Source organism: Clostridium sp. 1001283B150225_161107_B6, assembly GCF_015556325.1.
GTDB lineage: Bacteria > Bacillota > Clostridia > Lachnospirales > Lachnospiraceae > Enterocloster.
On record NZ_JADNMD010000001.1, the window covers coordinates 593,544 to 610,202 of the forward strand.

Annotated in this window: 14 protein-coding genes; 1 reads left to right on the forward strand and 13 read right to left on the reverse strand. The window is 51.8% G+C overall.

Going from position 1 to position 16,659, the window contains the following annotated elements; all coding sequences use genetic code 11:
- Positions 1–67: 67 nt before the first annotated feature.
- The 10 genes from I2H39_RS02710 to I2H39_RS02755 all read right to left on the reverse strand — a co-directional run bounded on the left by I2H39_RS02710 (position 68) and on the right by I2H39_RS02755 (position 13,642).
- Complete coding sequence (locus tag I2H39_RS02710; RefSeq protein WP_195625747.1) at positions 68–3,553, reverse strand: DNA polymerase III subunit alpha; 3,486 nt, start codon at positions 3,551–3,553, stop codon at positions 68–70.
- A gap of 139 nt (positions 3,554–3,692) precedes the next feature.
- Positions 3,693–3,947 (reverse strand): HPr family phosphocarrier protein, encoded by a 255-nt coding sequence (locus tag I2H39_RS02715; protein WP_002564619.1) that lies wholly within the window; start codon positions 3,945–3,947, stop codon positions 3,693–3,695.
- Between the two features lie 121 nt (positions 3,948–4,068).
- Positions 4,069–5,046 (reverse strand): DNA-binding protein WhiA, encoded by a 978-nt coding sequence (gene whiA, locus I2H39_RS02720; RefSeq protein ID WP_138306156.1) that lies wholly within the window; start codon positions 5,044–5,046, stop codon positions 4,069–4,071.
- Between the two features lie 5 nt (positions 5,047–5,051).
- Positions 5,052–5,921, reverse strand: a complete 870-nt coding sequence (rapZ, locus tag I2H39_RS02725) for an RNase adapter RapZ (RefSeq protein WP_138306155.1) — start codon at positions 5,919–5,921, stop codon at positions 5,052–5,054.
- Between the two features lie 35 nt (positions 5,922–5,956).
- On the reverse strand, positions 5,957–6,868 hold the full coding sequence (gene murB, locus I2H39_RS02730; protein ID WP_195625748.1) for a UDP-N-acetylmuramate dehydrogenase: 912 nt from the start codon (positions 6,866–6,868) through the stop codon (positions 5,957–5,959).
- A 21-nt stretch (positions 6,869–6,889) separates the two neighbouring features.
- Positions 6,890–7,822 carry an HPr(Ser) kinase/phosphatase gene (gene hprK, locus I2H39_RS02735; RefSeq protein ID WP_138306153.1) on the reverse strand — a complete coding sequence of 311 codons (933 nt, stop codon included), beginning with the start codon at positions 7,820–7,822 and terminating at the stop codon, positions 6,890–6,892.
- Between the two features lie 81 nt (positions 7,823–7,903).
- Positions 7,904–9,886 (reverse strand): excinuclease ABC subunit UvrC, encoded by a 1,983-nt coding sequence (gene uvrC, locus I2H39_RS02740; RefSeq protein WP_195625749.1) that lies wholly within the window; start codon positions 9,884–9,886, stop codon positions 7,904–7,906.
- A 28-nt stretch (positions 9,887–9,914) separates the two neighbouring features.
- Positions 9,915–11,273 carry a putative glycoside hydrolase gene (locus I2H39_RS02745; protein WP_227146603.1) on the reverse strand — a complete coding sequence of 453 codons (1,359 nt, stop codon included), beginning with the start codon at positions 11,271–11,273 and terminating at the stop codon, positions 9,915–9,917.
- Positions 11,274–11,632: 359 nt separating this feature from the next.
- Positions 11,633–13,252 carry a mannitol dehydrogenase family protein gene (locus tag I2H39_RS02750; RefSeq protein WP_195625750.1) on the reverse strand — a complete coding sequence of 540 codons (1,620 nt, stop codon included), beginning with the start codon at positions 13,250–13,252 and terminating at the stop codon, positions 11,633–11,635.
- A 240-nt stretch (positions 13,253–13,492) separates the two neighbouring features.
- Entirely contained in the window at positions 13,493–13,642 is a 150-nt protein-coding gene (locus I2H39_RS02755) for a hypothetical protein (protein WP_171042525.1), read from the reverse strand.
- Between the two features lie 429 nt (positions 13,643–14,071).
- Between I2H39_RS02755 and I2H39_RS02760 the strand changes: the two genes are divergently transcribed.
- Positions 14,072–14,290, forward strand: a complete 219-nt coding sequence (locus I2H39_RS02760; protein WP_002587772.1) for a helix-turn-helix transcriptional regulator — start codon at positions 14,072–14,074, stop codon at positions 14,288–14,290.
- A 106-nt stretch (positions 14,291–14,396) separates the two neighbouring features.
- Here I2H39_RS02760 and I2H39_RS02765 read toward each other — a convergent pair whose 3' ends face one another.
- The 3 genes from I2H39_RS02765 to I2H39_RS02775 are packed head-to-tail and all read right to left on the reverse strand — an operon-like array spanning position 14,397 to position 16,655.
- Positions 14,397–14,681, reverse strand: a complete 285-nt coding sequence (locus tag I2H39_RS02765; RefSeq protein ID WP_171042524.1) for a putative quinol monooxygenase — start codon at positions 14,679–14,681, stop codon at positions 14,397–14,399.
- Between the two features lie 25 nt (positions 14,682–14,706).
- A complete protein-coding gene (locus I2H39_RS02770) occupies positions 14,707–15,657 on the reverse strand; it encodes an ABC transporter ATP-binding protein (RefSeq protein ID WP_227146606.1) in 951 nt (316 codons plus the stop codon).
- Positions 15,654–16,655: an ABC transporter ATP-binding protein gene (locus I2H39_RS02775; RefSeq protein WP_138306149.1), complete on the reverse strand. Its 1,002-nt coding sequence runs from the start codon at positions 16,653–16,655 to the stop codon at positions 15,654–15,656. The genes I2H39_RS02770 and I2H39_RS02775 overlap by 4 nt, the downstream gene beginning before the upstream one ends.
- Positions 16,656–16,659: the final 4 nt, after the last annotated feature.

Consider the following 16,659-nt stretch of genomic DNA (forward strand, 5'->3'; position numbering starts at 1 on the left):
ATGCAAATTCCGCCTGTGCTGACGTTGCTCTCAATCATTCATTCTCTCATCTATACCCAACGCTATTCTAATTCATTTTCCCCAGCTTTTCAAGACCTTTTTCTACGACTTTGACATTTTTTTCACCAAGTCCTTCTCCCAGGTCTTTCAAAAGTCCGGGCGTAACCTGGACATTCCAGTTGGCCGGAAGGACTTTCTTGGCCCTCTCCTTCTGGAGGTAAATGACCACCCGGTCCTTTCCCTCGCTGGACCGCAGGGAGGTAAGCAGACGCTGCTCCCCGGCCTGATACGTCTCCATATCCGGGAACTGGAGCCACAGCTCCTTAGATATGCTCTCAAAGGGAATCACCTGCTCGCACACCAGTTTTCCCACCGGGTCATCGCCAATGGATACCCTTCCTTTGATAAACAGCTTGGAGTCCTCGGTGAACAGTTCCCGGTTGGCCTCATAATCCCTTGGGAACACAATGACTTCCACAGGTCCCAGCAGGTCCTCCAGGGTGATAAATGCCATGAGCTGGTTGGTCCTGGTGGTCTTCACGGTCTTGCCTGCCACCAGCCCTCCTATCACTGCCCTGGATCCGTCCTCCACCCCGGCCTTGTCCGTCTCCTCATCCACAATAAACTGGGCGGAGGTGGCTGTTATATTCCTCCTCCATGTCTCCTCATAGTCGTCCAGAGGATGGCCGCTGATGTAAACTCCCAGTATTTCCTTCTCAAAAGCAAGAAGCTCATCCTTTGAGTATTCCCCCACATCGGGAAATGTAATCTGGAATTCATTCCTGTCTTCCTCACCAACAATGTCAAAAAGACTTAACTGACCCTCGAACATGGACTTTTTCTCCCTGGCCTTAACCTCCAGCATGGTGGGAGCCACGGCCATCTTCTGCCGTCTGGTGCCCGGCAGCGTATCCAGGGCGCCTGACTTGATGAAATTTTCCAGGGTCCTTTTGTTTACCTCCTTCATGCTCATACGCCCCACAAAATCCTCCATGGAACGGAAGGGACCGTTTTTCTCCCGCTCCGCCAGGATTACCTCTGTCACTGGTTTGCCCACGCTCTTGATGGCGGACAGGCCGTAGCGGATGGCGTCACCTGACACGGAGAAACCGCTTTCTCCCTCATTGATATCCGGCGGCAGCACGGGAATGCCCATCATCCGGCGGCAGGTCAGCACATACTCGGAAAATTTACTTACATTGTCCATGACCGATGTCATAAGGGCGGCCATGAATTCCCTGGGATAATAGTATTTCAGATAGGCCGTCTGGTAGGAAACCACTGCATAGGCGGCTGCGTGGGACTTGTTGAAGGCGTACTTTGCAAAGTCAATCATCTCGTCATAGATATGGTTTGCCGTCTGCTCGCTGATTCCATTGTCCACACAGCCCCTGACCCCTTCCTCCCGGTTGCCGTATACAAAGTTCCGGCGTTCCTTTTCCATGACAGACGTCTTTTTCTTGCTCATGGCGCGGCGCACCAGGTCGCTGCGTCCCATGGTGTATCCGGCCAAATCACGCACAATCTGCATAACCTGCTCCTGGTATACAATACAGCCGTAGGTGGGGCTTAATATGGGCTCCAGCTGAGGGCAGTCATAGGTGATGGAAGCCCTGTCGTTCTTTCCCTTCAGGTATTTGGGTATAAAGTCCATGGGGCCGGGACGGTACAGGGAGATGCCTGCTATGATATCCTCCAGGTTCTCCGCCTTAAGCTCCTTCATAAAGCTTTTCATCCCCGCGCTTTCCAGCTGGAACACGCCCTCGGTCCTGCCTGTTCCGATGGATTCAAGTACCTTTTTATCGTCAAAGTCAATGTGGTCAATGTCAATGGATATGCCGTAGTCCTTCTCGGCCAGCCTCACCGCGTTCTGTATGACGGTAAGGGTCCGCAGGCCCAGGAAATCCATTTTCAGAAGTCCCAGCTCCTCGATGGTGGTCATGGTAAACTGGGTGGTGATGGTACCGTCAGAGGCCCTGGAAAGGGGTACAAACTCGTCAATGGACCTGCTGCCAATCACCACCCCGGCCGCATGCATGGAGGTATGCCTGGGCAGTCCCTCCAGACGCCTGGACATGTCGATGAGATAATGGACCTGCTCATCCTCATTGTAGGCCTTCTTAAGGTCCGGGTTCATGGTCAGGGCCTTGTCCAGCGTCATGCCCAGGTCCCCGGGAATCATCTTGGCGATGGTGTCGCACAGGGAATAGGGCAGGTCCAACACACGCCCCACATCCCGGACAACGCCCTTTGCAGCCAGGGTACCAAAGGTTACAATCTGTACCACCTGGTCCTTGCCGTACTTGCGCACCACATAGTCGATTACCTCCTGACGCCGTTCGTAGCAGAAGTCAATGTCGATATCAGGCATGGACACACGCTCCGGGTTCAGGAAACGCTCAAAGAGAAGGTTGTAGCGCACCGGGTCTATGTTGGTGATTCCCAGCGTATAGGACACAATGCTTCCTGCTGCAGAGCCCCGCCCCGGCCCCACGATGATGTCCCGGGAGCGGGCGTAATTGATGAAATCCCACACAATCAGGAAGTAATCCACATATCCCATGGAACGGATAACTTCCAGCTCATAGTCCAGGCGGCTGCTCAGGGTGCCGTCATCATCCGGGTACCGCGTCTGAAAGCCCTCCCTGCACAGATGGTTTAAGTAGGTCCAGGAATCATAGCCCTCCGGAACTTCGTATTTCGGAAGCTTGGTAACCCCGAACTCAATCTCCACATTGCAGCGCTCCGCTATCATATGGGTATTTTCAATGGCCTCAGGCGCATAGGGAAACAGGGTCCGCATCTCGTCCTCTGATTTGCAGTAATACTGGCCTCCCTCATAGCGCATCCTGTCCTCATCCGCCACCTTCTTGCCGGTCTGGATGCACAGAAGGATGTCGTGGGCCTTCTCATCCTCGGCATAGGTGTAGTGGATATCGTTGGTTGCCACCAGCTTAAGGCCCGTATCCCTGCTCATGCGCATAAGGCCCTGGTTTACCAGCTTTTGGTCCGGCAGCCCGTGGTCCTGAAGCTCCAGGAAGAAATTGTCCTTTCCAAATATGTCCACATACCGGCCGGATGCCCTGACCGCCTCCTCATACATTCCCCTGGTCAGGTAGCGCTGCACCTCCCCTGCCAGACAGGCGCTGAGCGCAATGATTCCCTCGTGGTAGGTCCTTAAGACCTCGTAGTCCACCCTGGGTTTATAGTAAAATCCGTCCACAAATCCCTTGGACACAATTTTCATCAGGTTTTCATAGCCCCTGTTGTTCTCCGCCAGCAGCACAAGGTGGTAATACCGGTCCTCGCCGCTTACTGTCTCCCGGTCAAAGCGGGACCCCGGGGCCACATAGACCTCGCATCCCAGAATCGGCTTGATGCCGGCTTCCCTGGCTGCTTTATAAAAATCAATCACGCCATACATCACGCCATGGTCCGTGACAGCCATGCTGTCCATGCCAAGCTCCTTTGCCCTGGCTGTCAGCTCCTTGATTTTACAGGAGCCGTCCAGAAGGCTGTATTCCGTATGGACGTGCAAATGGGTAAATGCCATTCCCTATTCTCTCCTTATCGTTTCGGTATAAATTGCCGTTCGAGTAACAGTTTATCATAAATCCGGATAAAAGAAAAGAGAACCAGGCAAGTCCTGCCTGATTCCCATTATCTATCTCTCCAAACAAACGGACTGGTAGTTACTGGTTTTTCAGATACTTCTCAATTTCAGTTACAGCTGCCTCCTCATCCTTTCCGTCGGCTTCCACCAAGATGGATTCGCCCGCGGTCAGACAGAGAGTCATCATTCCCATGATGCTCTTGGCATTCACACGCTTTGCCTCTGCTTCCAGGTAAATCGCGCTTTCGTACTGACTGGCTACCTGCACCAACATAGCTGCCGGTCTTGCCTCAAGTCCTGATGCCAATTCAACTGTAATCAATTTCTTTACCATAATAATCCTCCTCATTCCTTTGAATGGTTCACAGCCCCTGATACGTTCCAATGGTCATGTTCCAATCTGGCCGCATCCTGACTGCCATTCCGGTGCCCGTACTGATTCGTACTTGATAAAACTATTGCAAACTTGATGTATTACGGTCCGGAAACTGCTGCCGCAGTTCTTCGGCCATAAGGCTTAACTTCCTCAAACGGTGGTTTACGCCTGATTTACCCACAGGCGGTTCCAGGGCCTCCCCCAATTCCTTTAAGGTTGCCTCCGGCCGTTCCAGCCGTATGCGGGCCATCTCCTGAAGGTTCTCAGGAAGACCCGAAAGACCGGCAACAGACTGGATGAAACGGATGTCCTCTATCTGTTTTACCGCAGCTGACACGGTCTTATTGATATTGGCAGTCTCGCAGTTGACCTGGCGGTTCACGCTGCCTCTCATCTCCTTGACAATGCGGATATTCTCCAGCTCCATAAGGGATACCGGGGCCTCCATCACGTTAAGGATGTCCACAATCTGGCTGCCCTCCTTGATATAGACTACATAATACTTCTTTCTCAGCACTATCTTGGCCTCGATATCAAAGGTGGCGATGATGTTCTTAAGCTGCTCCGCCTTAGGTTCAGTGGGACACACGATTTCAAAGTGGTAGAACTTCTCCGGGGCGCTGATGGAGCCGGCCGCCAAAAAGGCGCCACGTATGAAAGCCCGTCTGCAGCAGGCATTCTGAAGCACCACATTCCGAATCAGGGAAAGGTTTTCGCCGATTTCCCCCTGGGAATTGATGAGTTTCACTGCCTGCAGGACCTTGAGGGCTTCCTCATGTTCCCTGACTGCTACGATGTATGTCATGCTCCGCCCGGGGTTCCCCCCTCTGCGAATCGAGACATCAGTTCTTATATTAAATGTTTTTTTCAATAATGTAAAGTACTTTCTTGCAACTGCCACATTTTCCGTATGGATTTCAATCCAAAAATGGTCTGAAGCCGATATCTTTACCCTTCCGCACAGGCTCAGGATTGCTGCTGTCTCTGCTATCTGGCAGTGGCGCGCCCCAGGCATCTGCCTGGACAGCTCGTCTTTTACGTTGGAAGAAAATGACATGTCTGCTACTTCCTTTTATTGTCTTTGTCGATGTCCCTGTGTTCTATTTTAATTCCATATTCAGCCTTGGCAGCCAGATAACCGTAGAGGGCCTTGGCAACCGTCACGGAACGGTGCTTGCCGCCGGTGCAGCCGATTGCCACCACCAGCTGGTTCTTTCCTTCTTTAATATAACCCGGCAGGAGGAAATCCACCATATCATAGAGCTTGTCCAAAAACTGCGCGCAGGCGCCTCCCTGCATCACATAATCCCGGATGACCTGGTCCTCCCCTGTCAGGGGGCGCAGCTCCTCCACATAATAGGGATTGGGCAGAAAACGCACGTCAAAGACCAGGTCCGCATCCTCCGGAATGCCGTACTTAAAGCCAAAGGATAAAACCGTGACAAACATGTTGCTGTACTCCTGGTGTTTCAGGAATATCTTTTCCAGCTCCTGCCGCAGCTCCCTGGTAAGGAGCTTGCTGGTATCAATGATGAAATCCGCGTCCTTCTTAAGGAAGGCCAGCTTGGCCCGTTCCTTTTCAATTCCCTTGTCCAGCCTGCCTGTCCCGGCCAGGGGGTGGCTGCGGCGCGTCTCCTTGTACCGCTTAATCAGGACCCCGTCATTGGCGTCCAGGAACAGTATCCGGTAATCCATCCCCAGTTCCTTCCATCCCCTGAATATAGCATCCAGCTGGTTCAGTTCCTCGCCGCTGCGGATATCTATGCCCAGGGCGGCCTGGCTGATGTCGCTGCCGGCCGCTGCCAGCTGGGCAAATTTATCTACCAGGGATATGGGCAGGTTATCCACACAGTAGAACCCCAAATCCTCCAGCATTTTCAGTGCAATTGTCTTGCCTGCCCCGGACATTCCGGTTACAATTACAAGCTTCATCCATCCACCTCGGTTACGTATAATCGGCCTTGCGGTCAGAACTCGCCCCAGCGCTTGACTTCCATCTCAAGCTCCACGCCGGACTGTTCCATGACTGTTTTCCTGATATGCCCGCACAGGGCCATGACATCGGATGCAGTGGCGTTTCCGCCGTTGATTACAAAGCCGCAGTGCTTCTCCGATACCCTGGCTCCGCCCATGGCGTATCCCCTGAGACCGGCATCCTCTATGAGCTTTCCTGCAAAATATCCGCGGGGACGTTTGAAGGTGCTGCCTGCGCTGGGATATTCCAGGGGCTGTTTCTCCCTGCGCCTGTCTGCCAGTTCCTTCATCCGGGCCTCAATGTCTGCCCGGCTGCCCGGCTTCAGCTGAAAGGACGCCTCCAGCACCGTATATCCCCGGTCGGGAATACAGCTGGTGCGGTACCCCAGTTCCAGTTCATCCAGGGAGAGCTCCAGAACCTGTCCCTGATTCGTCATAACCCTGGCTGATTTGAGGATATCCTTCATCTCAGAGCCATAGGCCCCTGCGTTCATCACCAGGGCGCCGCCTACGCTGCCGGGTATGCCTGCTGCAAATTCCATACCGGTCAGGCAGTGGTCCAGGGCGGCCCGGGCCGCCCGGGCCAGCAGTTCCCCTGCCCCTGCATGGATGACAGTTCCCTCTGTTCTGGCATGGGACCAGTTTCCTTCCATGGCAATGACCACGCCCTTGATTCCCTTATCGCTGACCAGGAGGTTGCTGCCATTTCCCAGCACTCTCCAGGGAATACCATGCTCATTGCAAAGGCAGATGACCTTTCCCAGCTCCTCTTCATTGCCGGGGCATACATAGGCCTCAGCCGGTCCCCCGATGCGGAAGGTGGTGTGACTGCTCATGGGTTCCATGAAGCGGCACACCGCCCCCTCTGATACAAGCACCTCTTTCAACATATGTTCCAGATTCAAAATACATTCCTCGCTTAAGACTTAATTTTCCTGGCCCTTTCCAAGATTGGCCTGTACCCGGTTGTACAGCTCCTGGGCTGCGTTGTAGCCCATCTTCTTCTGGCGGTAGTTGACAGCCGCGGACTCCACGATAATAGCCAGATTACGTCCCGGACGGATGGGAATGGTATGGCAGACCACCTGGTTGCCCAGGAATTCCGTATACTGGTCTTCCAGGCCCAGCCTGTCGTATTCCTTGTCCTTGCTCCAGTCCTCCAGCTTGATAACCATGTCAATGGACTGGGTATCCTTAACACTCTCCACACCGAACAGGGTCTTCACATCAATGATGCCGATGCCCCGCAGTTCAATGAAATGCTTGGTGATGTCAGGCGCGCTTCCAATCAGGGTGTCATCGCTGACCCGGCGTATCTCCACCACATCATCCGTCACCAGACGGTGTCCCCTCTTAATCAGTTCCAGGGCAGCCTCGCTCTTGCCGATGCCGCTTTCGCCCATAATCAGGACGCCCTCGCCGAATACGTCAATCAGCACACCGTGAATGCTGATGCAGGGGGCCAGCTTCACATTGAGCCAGCGGATGATTTCTGCCATCAGGGCAGAGGTGGTCTTATCGGACACAAGGCAGGGAACGCCATAGTAGTTGCAGAATTCCAGCAGGTCCTCATCCGGCTCCTGGTCGCGGCTGAACACCAGACAGGGAATCTGGCTGGATGTGAGCTTATCGTACATCCGGCGCTTCTGTTCCTGGTCCATGGTATTAATATATGCCTGCTCCACGTATCCGATGATTTGAACCCGCTCTCTGTCAAAGTGGTCAAAAAATCCCGTAAGCTGCAGGGCCGGGCGGTTCACGTCCGGATGGGTCAGCACAATCTTGTCCGTGTCAATCTCCGGCGTGGTGTTTTTAAGCTTCATTTTCTCAATTAATTCCGATATGGTTACTCCATGCATGATGATACCCCCTTGACCTGGTTTTACTTCTCGTTTAACTTCTATCATACTATCATAATTTGATGCGGTTGTCATGTGTTTTTATCGCTGTCCTTCCAGATTCTGGAAGTCCGCTTCTGTCCCGTTCTCCGGGCCTGTGCTGGTGCCGGGCCGGTCATTATTCTGTGAAGGGGCCTGCCCGCTGGTCCGGGGGCTGCCCGTCTCCGGGTGGAAGAAGCGGTACACGGACTCAGCCGACCTGCGGTTCATCTGGGGCGTCTGCTCCAGGTCCTCCACGGAGGCGCTTCTCACTGCCTCTATATCCTTAAAATGGCGCATAAGGGCCTTGCGCCTGGCCGGTCCGATGCCGGGAATGTCATCCAGGATGGATTTCACCTGGCCCTTCCCCCTCAGGCTCCTGTGGTATTCAATGGCAAACCGGTGGGCCTCATCCTGGATTCTGGTGATAAGCCTGAATCCTTCGGAGTGACGGTCAATGGGCACCTCCACATTATTATAGTAGAGTCCCCTTGTTCTGTGGTTGTCATCCTTCACCATGCCGCACACAGGAATGGAAAGCCCCAGCTTATCAAGGACCTCCAGGGCTATGTTCACCTGGCCCCTGCCGCCGTCCATCATGATTAAATCCGGGAACCTGGTAAAGCTGCCAAGGCTTACGTCAGCCCCCTTTTCCTTCAGTTCCTCCGTCTCTCTCATGCCGTGGGAGAATCTGCGTGTCAGCACCTCATTCATGGATGCGTAGTCGTTGGGGCCCTGGACGGTCTTGATGCGGAATTTCCTGTAATCGCTGCGCTTGGGCCTGCCGTCCTCATATACCACCATGGAGCCCACGGATTCCACGCCGCTGGTATTGGAGATATCATATGCCTCCATGCGGCGGATTCCGCCAATGCCAATCAGCTCCCCAATCTGGTTCAGGGCTCCGATGGTGCGAAGTTCTTCTTTCTTAATCCGCTCCTTATCCTGGGACAGCACCAGGGCTGCATTCCTGGCCGCCAGCTCCACCAGCCGTTCCTTTTCTCCCTTTTTCGGAACCACCAGCCTGACCTTCTGCCCCCGTTTCGCAGACAGCCACTGGCTGATGACCTCCTCGTCCCCCAGAGGATGCTGGAGCCACAGTTCCCTTGGTATAAAGGGCGTACCCGCATAAAACTGCTTTACAAAGCTGTCCAGAATCTCGCCCTCATTTTCAGCCATGGCAGCCGATATATGGAAATGGTCCCTGCCTATCAGCTTGCCCTCCCGGATAAAGAACACCTGTACCACCGCGTCCTTCTCATCCCTGGCCATGGCTACAATATCCCGGTCCTCCATACCGCTGCTGGTAATCTTCTGTTTCTGCGCCACCTGCTTCACGCTGTTTAGCAGCTCCCTGTACTCAATGGCCCGCTCAAATTCCAGGCTGTCGGAGGCAGTCTGCATCTTTTCCTGAAGGCTCTTTATGAGAGGGTCGTATCTGCCATTCAAAAAGTCCAGGGCCTGGCCGAAATTGGACTGGTATTCCTCCCTGGAAATATATCCCTGGCAGGGGGCGTCGCACTGCTTGATGTGGTAATTGAGGCACGGACGCTCCTTTCCCGTATCCTTTGGCAGGTTCCGGTTGCAGGTCCTGATCCGGTACAGCTTGTGTATTAAATCCAGCGTATCCTTCACGGCCCCCGCGCTGGTATAGGGACCAAAATAACGGCTTCTGCCGTCCTTTTTCATATCCCTGGCAAACAGGAGGCGGGGGAAATCCTCACCCATGGTTGCCTTGATATAGGGGTAGCTTTTATCGTCCTTCAGCATGGTGTTGTACCGCGGCCTGTGCTCCTTAATCAGGTTGCACTCCAGCACCAGGGCTTCCAGCTCGGAATCCGTCAGGATGTATTCAAACCATGCAATGTGGGACACCATCTGTTCAATCTTTGCCGTCTTATTCCTGCTGCTCTGGAAATACTGCCTGACACGGTTTTTCAGGCTGATGGCCTTGCCCACGTATATAATCTCATCCCTGTCATTATGCATAAGATAAACTCCCGGGCTGGCCGGGAGTTTCTTCAGTTCTTCCTCTAAATCAAACAATACCTTTCACCATCCCTTTCATATGGCTTTATGCCCCGCTGTCCTCTGCTTCTGCATTCTCTGTGCCTGCCTGCTCTGCCGCCGCATCCCCGGCGCCTGCATTCTCCGCAGCAGCTCCGGCCTGTTCTGCGGCAGCCCTGGACTGGGCTATGTGCTCATCCTCTTTGGCGGCCGCCTCCGGGGTCAGCAGTCCTCCGTAGTGATAGCTGACCCCTGCGTCCCAGAGAATCCACTCATCGTAGCCTGCATCGTAAACAGCCTGTATCTGCTGTCTCACCTGTTCATCGCCATATTTAATATAATGCTCCAGATAGGAGGCTGTAAAGTCCTGAAGCCACGGCCTTACCACGGCCTGGGGCGCGTCTTCCTTTGCAGATGCAGCCAGAAGCTCCCTGGAACCATTCAGTGCATTTAATATTGTATCATAAGGCTGGGTATCCGGATACTCTATTCCAAAATTTCCCGGCCCGTAATGGGATGGATAAATCATGGGACATATATAATCCAGCTGCTCCGCCATGTCCTCGTATTCCTGGCCCACGGCAGCCGCATCCTCCTCGCTGCGCATGATGGTGCCAAACACATCAGCCGAAACAAAGAGTCCCTCCTTTGCCAGCTCATCATGTGCATAGCTTATGAATTCCGTTATTGCCTGGGTCTTATCACGCCCCTGTGTATCTGCATCGTCAAATACAACATCGTTCATGGTCCTGTCCACTGCAAACCGGATGTAATCGAACTGAATCTCATCAAATCCTGTTTCACCTGCTTTTTTCCCCACCTCGACCAGATAATCCCAGACTTCCCTCTTATAAGGATTTACCCATGCAAGGCCTTTATTATCCCGGTAAATCCTGCCATCCGCCACATGAAGGCTCCACTCCGGCTTCTGCTCCGCCAAATAGGGGTCCCTGAAAGCCACCACCCTGGCTATGGTATAGATTCCATGCTCCTTAAGCTTTGCCATGAGCGCCGGCATGTCCTGGATAAAAACCTGGCACGCCCCAATGTCATCCACGGTTGGGGAATCCATGGCATAGGTAATCCTTCCCTGGTCATCCTTTACATCAATGACCACTGCATTGAGCTCCGTCCTGTCTATCTCCTCTATGATTTTATCCATCATATCGCCGGTGCCGGCCACATAGGCGGACACATAGATGCCCTTTACCTTCACCGGGTTCCTGGGCGGATATGAAGAAATGGTGATGACGTCTGAATCGGCCGCCTCAGCCTCTTTCGTCTCCTGCCCTTCCTGTCCGGCCTGCTGCTGCGCTTCAGACTGGGCGGCCCCGTTCCGTGACCTGGTCATCTCCTTTGCCGGTTCATACCGGGAACATCCTGTCAATGCTAGGATTAATATGCCCGCTGCTATCCACCTTTTCATACGTAACCTCTGTCTTTCTCAATTATCTTATGATTCCTGGAAAATACCATTTCCATTCTTAATCTATATCAAAAAGGCAAATGCCTGTAAGTTCAGTGAATCAGACATAAACATCCGTTCGTTCCCACTATGATACCATATTCTTCCTGTTTTGTATATAAAATATGACTTTTTTGTTACAAATTCATTAATTTCTCCCACTTTTTGTAAATCTGTCCTATTCCTTCAGCCAATGAAAAACGCCCGGACAGCAGCTGTACGCCATTGTCCGGGCGCGCACCGGCCAGCAGCCGGAACGTATTTTACCGTAATCCATGAATCACTTTGCCATGAATCAATTTACCATGAACCAAATATGCCTAGGCCTCTGCCAGGTGTCTCTGAAGAGCAGCCCTTACAGCTCCCTTGCCGGCAATCAGCTCGGCAAAAATGCTCTCCACATATTCGCCCAGTCCTGCCTCGTACAGGTCCACTCCGAATATCCTGGCGTCGCTTAATATAGGCTGCAGCACCTGGTGTATATTGCAGGCTTCTCCTACCTTAACGCCCTGAAGCTTCTTTGCCAGTTCCTCATACATGGGGTCCGGGCTTACAGTAAAGGCATTGCCCTCATCATCCACTCCTAACAGATAACGGCACCATCCGGCCTGAACCATGGGGATGAATTTAAGGGACTTCACATCCAGCTCAGGTCTTGCCATATACTCCTTGATAGTCTCTCCGAAACGGATGGACAGCTTCTGGGAGGTATCGCAGGCAATTCTCTGGGGCGTATCAGGCATGAATGGATTTGGAACACGAATCTGTAAAACTTCGTCAATGAACTTCTCAGGAGAAAGGATGCCCGGATTCGTAACCACAGGAAGTCCTTCCTTATATCCAATGATTTCCACCAGCTTCACCAGGTCCGCGTCCTTCATCTCCTCGCTGATTTTGGTATAGCCCAGAAGGCAGCCATATACAGCCAGGGTGGTGTGAAGCGGATTCAGGCAGGTGCACACCTTCATGCGCTCCACCTTTTCAACCGTATCCCTGGTAGTGAACATAACGCCTGCCTTTTCAAGCTGCGGACGTCCGTTGGGGAACGCATCCTCAATAACCAGGTATTCGGCCTCCTCTGCATTTACAAAAGGAGCCACATATGTGTTCTTGCTGGTGACAATGCTCTCTGTATCCGTGAAGCCGGCCTCCTCCAGCATTTTCTTTACGCTGTCATCCGGACGTGGGGTGATTTTATCAATCATGCTCCATGGGAAGGAAACCTTGGCCGGATTCTCAATGTACTCCAGGAATCCCTTATCAGCCCTGCCGTTCTCCGTCCACGCCTTTGCATAGGCATCCACAGCCGCATACAGCTTATGGCCGTTGTGGGAGCAGTTATCCATGCTTACCAGTGCCAGAGGAGCCGCCCCATGGGTATATCTCCAGTAGCACAGGGCTGCCAGCTTGCCGATATAGCTGTCTGCCAGCTCCGGGCCAGCCTCAAAATCAGCTGCTACGTCCAGGCGGAAGGAGCCGTCTGCCGAAGTAATGCTGTAGCCTTTTTCCGTGATGGTAAAGCTGACCATCTGCAGGGTAGTGCTGGCAAAGATATCCTTCAGCCGGTTCCAGTCAGCCTTATCCTGACGGTCCACGGTCAGGGATTCCGCAAGGCTTCCAATCACGGTCTTCTCAATGGTGCCATTGGCTTTCAGCGTAACCAGGAGGCTTAAATCATCCTGAGGCCTGTATGCCTTCTTAATGATTTCATAGTCATATCCTTCAGCCACAATGATACCGGTTTTTTCCACCCCATCGTTCAGCAGCTTCTGCTGACGCGCTGCCGGAAATGCGCGGAAGATATTGCCTGCACCGAAATGCACCCACTGCGGGCATTCCCTGGTAGCTGCCTTCATGGCTTCCCTGTCAAATTTCGGAAGTTCTATTCCCGCTGCTTCCCACTCTTCCTTATTTCTCAGTTCACTGTCTAATAAATGCATAACCATTCCCTCCTGTGTTCGTTGATTTCATGATTTAATATTACCACCCTGAGGACGAATAATCCATATCCCTTTTTGTTCAATGCATTGCAAAACTTGCTGTCAGCATCGCCTGTTTTGTTAAAAACAATGGAGCCTGCATTTCACAGAGGGTTTCACACATTAAAAAAGACCAGCATCCGTGCCGGTCTCTCCTGATAATAACTGCTGAACTTCAAAAAATACTGCGTCGCTGCTGAATCACCGCTGATACTGTACCACCGCTGAAACATTGGAATTCTCTGTCTGGTCAAACAAATCATCCCCGTTAGCCGCCATTGCATTCACCAAAATCAGCGTCGCCGCAAGCATGGCCCATGCAAAGCCGCCCAGTACCTTCCTGACCTTCATTCTACTCTGCCTCCTGGATTCATAAGCCTGATAAATGAAAATTACATGCTTAGTTTCACTCCGTTATCCCATTATACAAACTTTCATGAAAAAAGCAAGTCCTTTTCCTCTTACACTGTCTTACATTTTCCTTAAAAGCCCTGTATTTCAACGTTCTTTCCTGCCTTAGAATTTTTTTCCAAAAGGGGGAAATAACCGGATTCCAGCGTTTATTAAATAGATTCTAAAGAAAATGAAGGGCAATGGGGCAATGGATTCTGTCCCTCTGATATCCATCCATCCCCTTCTCCCCTTACGGACAAATGGTATTTTTCACCTTTTTTGTAGGCATATTCTGCATATCCGGGAAATGAACCATTTTTTTAGGTAAACTAAAATTACCTTATTTTTCTAGTTACATAATATACACGTAAGAAAAGAGGATACACCGTGATTACATATGAACCCTTTTGGAACACGCTCAAGAATTCTGATGAATCCACCTACACCCTGATTTATAACCATAACCTGTCAAGCTCCACCATAGACAGGCTCCGGAAAAATAAACCTTTAAGCACCACGACGCTCAATGACCTCTGCCGCATCCTGGATTGCGATATCAATGACATCATATCCTATAAACGTTCTGAAAATGACCAGTTTCTTTAGAAGGGCTCCTTTCCCTTTTCTCCTTTTCACTGTGCGAGTCCCTTTTCAGGAAATACTCTGGACGGTATTATGAACCCATAGGAATTTCTGCTCCTGTTTATCACCCTTATTTTATAAACGGCTCCAAACGCTGTACCAGTACAGGTCCGCAAATCAATCCGTCCATTGCCTGCTCCGCTCTTAAAAAATATTCTGCAGACTTGTGACGTTCAAGGTCTTCCTCGCTTTCCCACCGTTCAATCCAGGCCGCAACACCGGATTCTTCCACACCAATCTCATAGCTGAGGCAGCCTGGCGCCCGGCGTGTCTCTTCCATCAATGCCAGAGCAATTTCCCGTAATTCGTTCATCTTACCGGCAGCAATACGGCAGCGGATGTGTAGACAAAACATAATCCTCCCTCCTTTATTCTTAATATTAAATACGGGCACAAGCAACAAAGTGATTCGGCGACACCTCACAAAGCGGAACATCGTATTTCATGCAGTCTTCACAGACATTGGGGCAGCGCGCAGCAAAACGGCATCCGGGCTTTGGATTGATGGGACTGGTCACCTCCCCTTTGATTACCCGTCTGAGTCTGTCCTCCGGCAGGATACTCGGTTTGGGGATAGAGCTTAACAATGCCTTTGTATAGGAATGCATAGGATTATCAAACAGTTCCTTTGACGGCGCCCGTTCCACGCATTGCCCCAGATACATTACCATAATGTCATCGGATATATGCCTGACCACGCTCAGGTCATGGGTAATAAACATATATGTGAAACCTCGTTCCTCTTGTAAATCCATTAATAGATTTAATATCTGAGCCTGAATTGATACATCCAGGGCAGAAACAGGTTCGTCACAAACAATGAATTCCGGATTAACCGCCAAAGCACGGGCTATACCGATGCGCTGTCTGCGGCCGCCGTCCAGCTCATGGGGATATGTATTCACCAGACGCTGCGCCAGCCCCACTACATCCATCAGCTCATGTACTCTGGAATCCCGTTCACTCTTCGTTTCACAGGTTTTACACACAAGAAGGGCTTCCGCAATCAGTTCACTGACCGTCATCCTGGGATTTAAGGAAGCATAGGGGTCCTGGAAAATCAGCTGCATGTTTAACCGCATCGCGTCCATTTTCCGCCTGCTCAGCTTCGTTATATCTGAACCCCCATATATAATCCGTCCGCTGGTAGGTTCCAGCAGACGCAGGACAGCTCTTCCCAATGTTGACTTGCCGCAGCCTGACTCTCCAACCACGCCCAGTGTCTTCCCCCTTTCCACCCGGAAACTTACATTATCAACCGCGTGTACCATTCCCTTAGGACTTTTAAAATACTTTTTCAACTCAATCGCTTCAATTAAAGGTTCAGTCACTGCTTTTCCTCCTTCATCTGGTCAAAATCCGGCGTGTCATACATATGGCACCGAATCATGTGGGAACCAATCCAAACCGGGACCGGGGCCTGTTTCCGGCATTTTTCCATACGCCTCTGACAACGGTCGGCAAATGCACAGCCCCGGTGAATCTGCGTCGGGTCCGGCATCATACCTGGAATTGGACAAAGCCTGGGGCTGTCGCAGTTGAGGTCCGGAATGGAGCCGAACAGGCCGCTGGTATATGGATGATGTGCCTTACCAACAAAAAGATTGGCAGTGGTGCCCATCTCCACAATTTCTCCGGCATAAATGACAGCTACCCTGTCGCATGTCTGAGCTACCACCCCCAAATCATGGGTGATAAGCATCATCGCAGTATTAAGCTTTTCCTTTAAATCACGCATCATCTCCAAAACCTGCGCCTGAATTGTCACATCCAGCGCCGTCGTAGGTTCATCCGCCAGAATCAGCTTAGGCCCGCAGACCAGAGCCATGGCGATGACCACACGCTGCTGCATTCCGCCAGAAAACTGGTGAGGGTATTCATGACGCCGCTCCGGACTGATTCCAACCATCTGAAGAACCTCATCCACCCGCTGATTCCGCTGCTCCTTTGACATTGAATCATCATGGATTTTCAAAACCTCTCCAATCTGCTCCCCAATACGGATCACCGGATTCAGGCTGGTCATCGAATCCTGAAATATCATGGCTATATCTTTTCCTCGTATTTGCCGCATTTCTGTCTGGGAGACTTTAGCCAGGTCTTTGCCCTCAAATAAAATCCTTCCCTGACAGATTTTCCCGATGCGCTCCGGCAGAAGACGCAGGATGCTCAGGGCCGCCGTTGTTTTCCCTGCTCCTGTCTCTCCCACAAGCCCAAACGTTTCGCCCCGGTTTACGCTGATGTCTAATCCCCTGACGGCGTGAACCACGCTCTCATCAGTGAAATAATCAACCGCCAGGTTTTGAATCTCAAGCAATTTGTCTTCCATAATC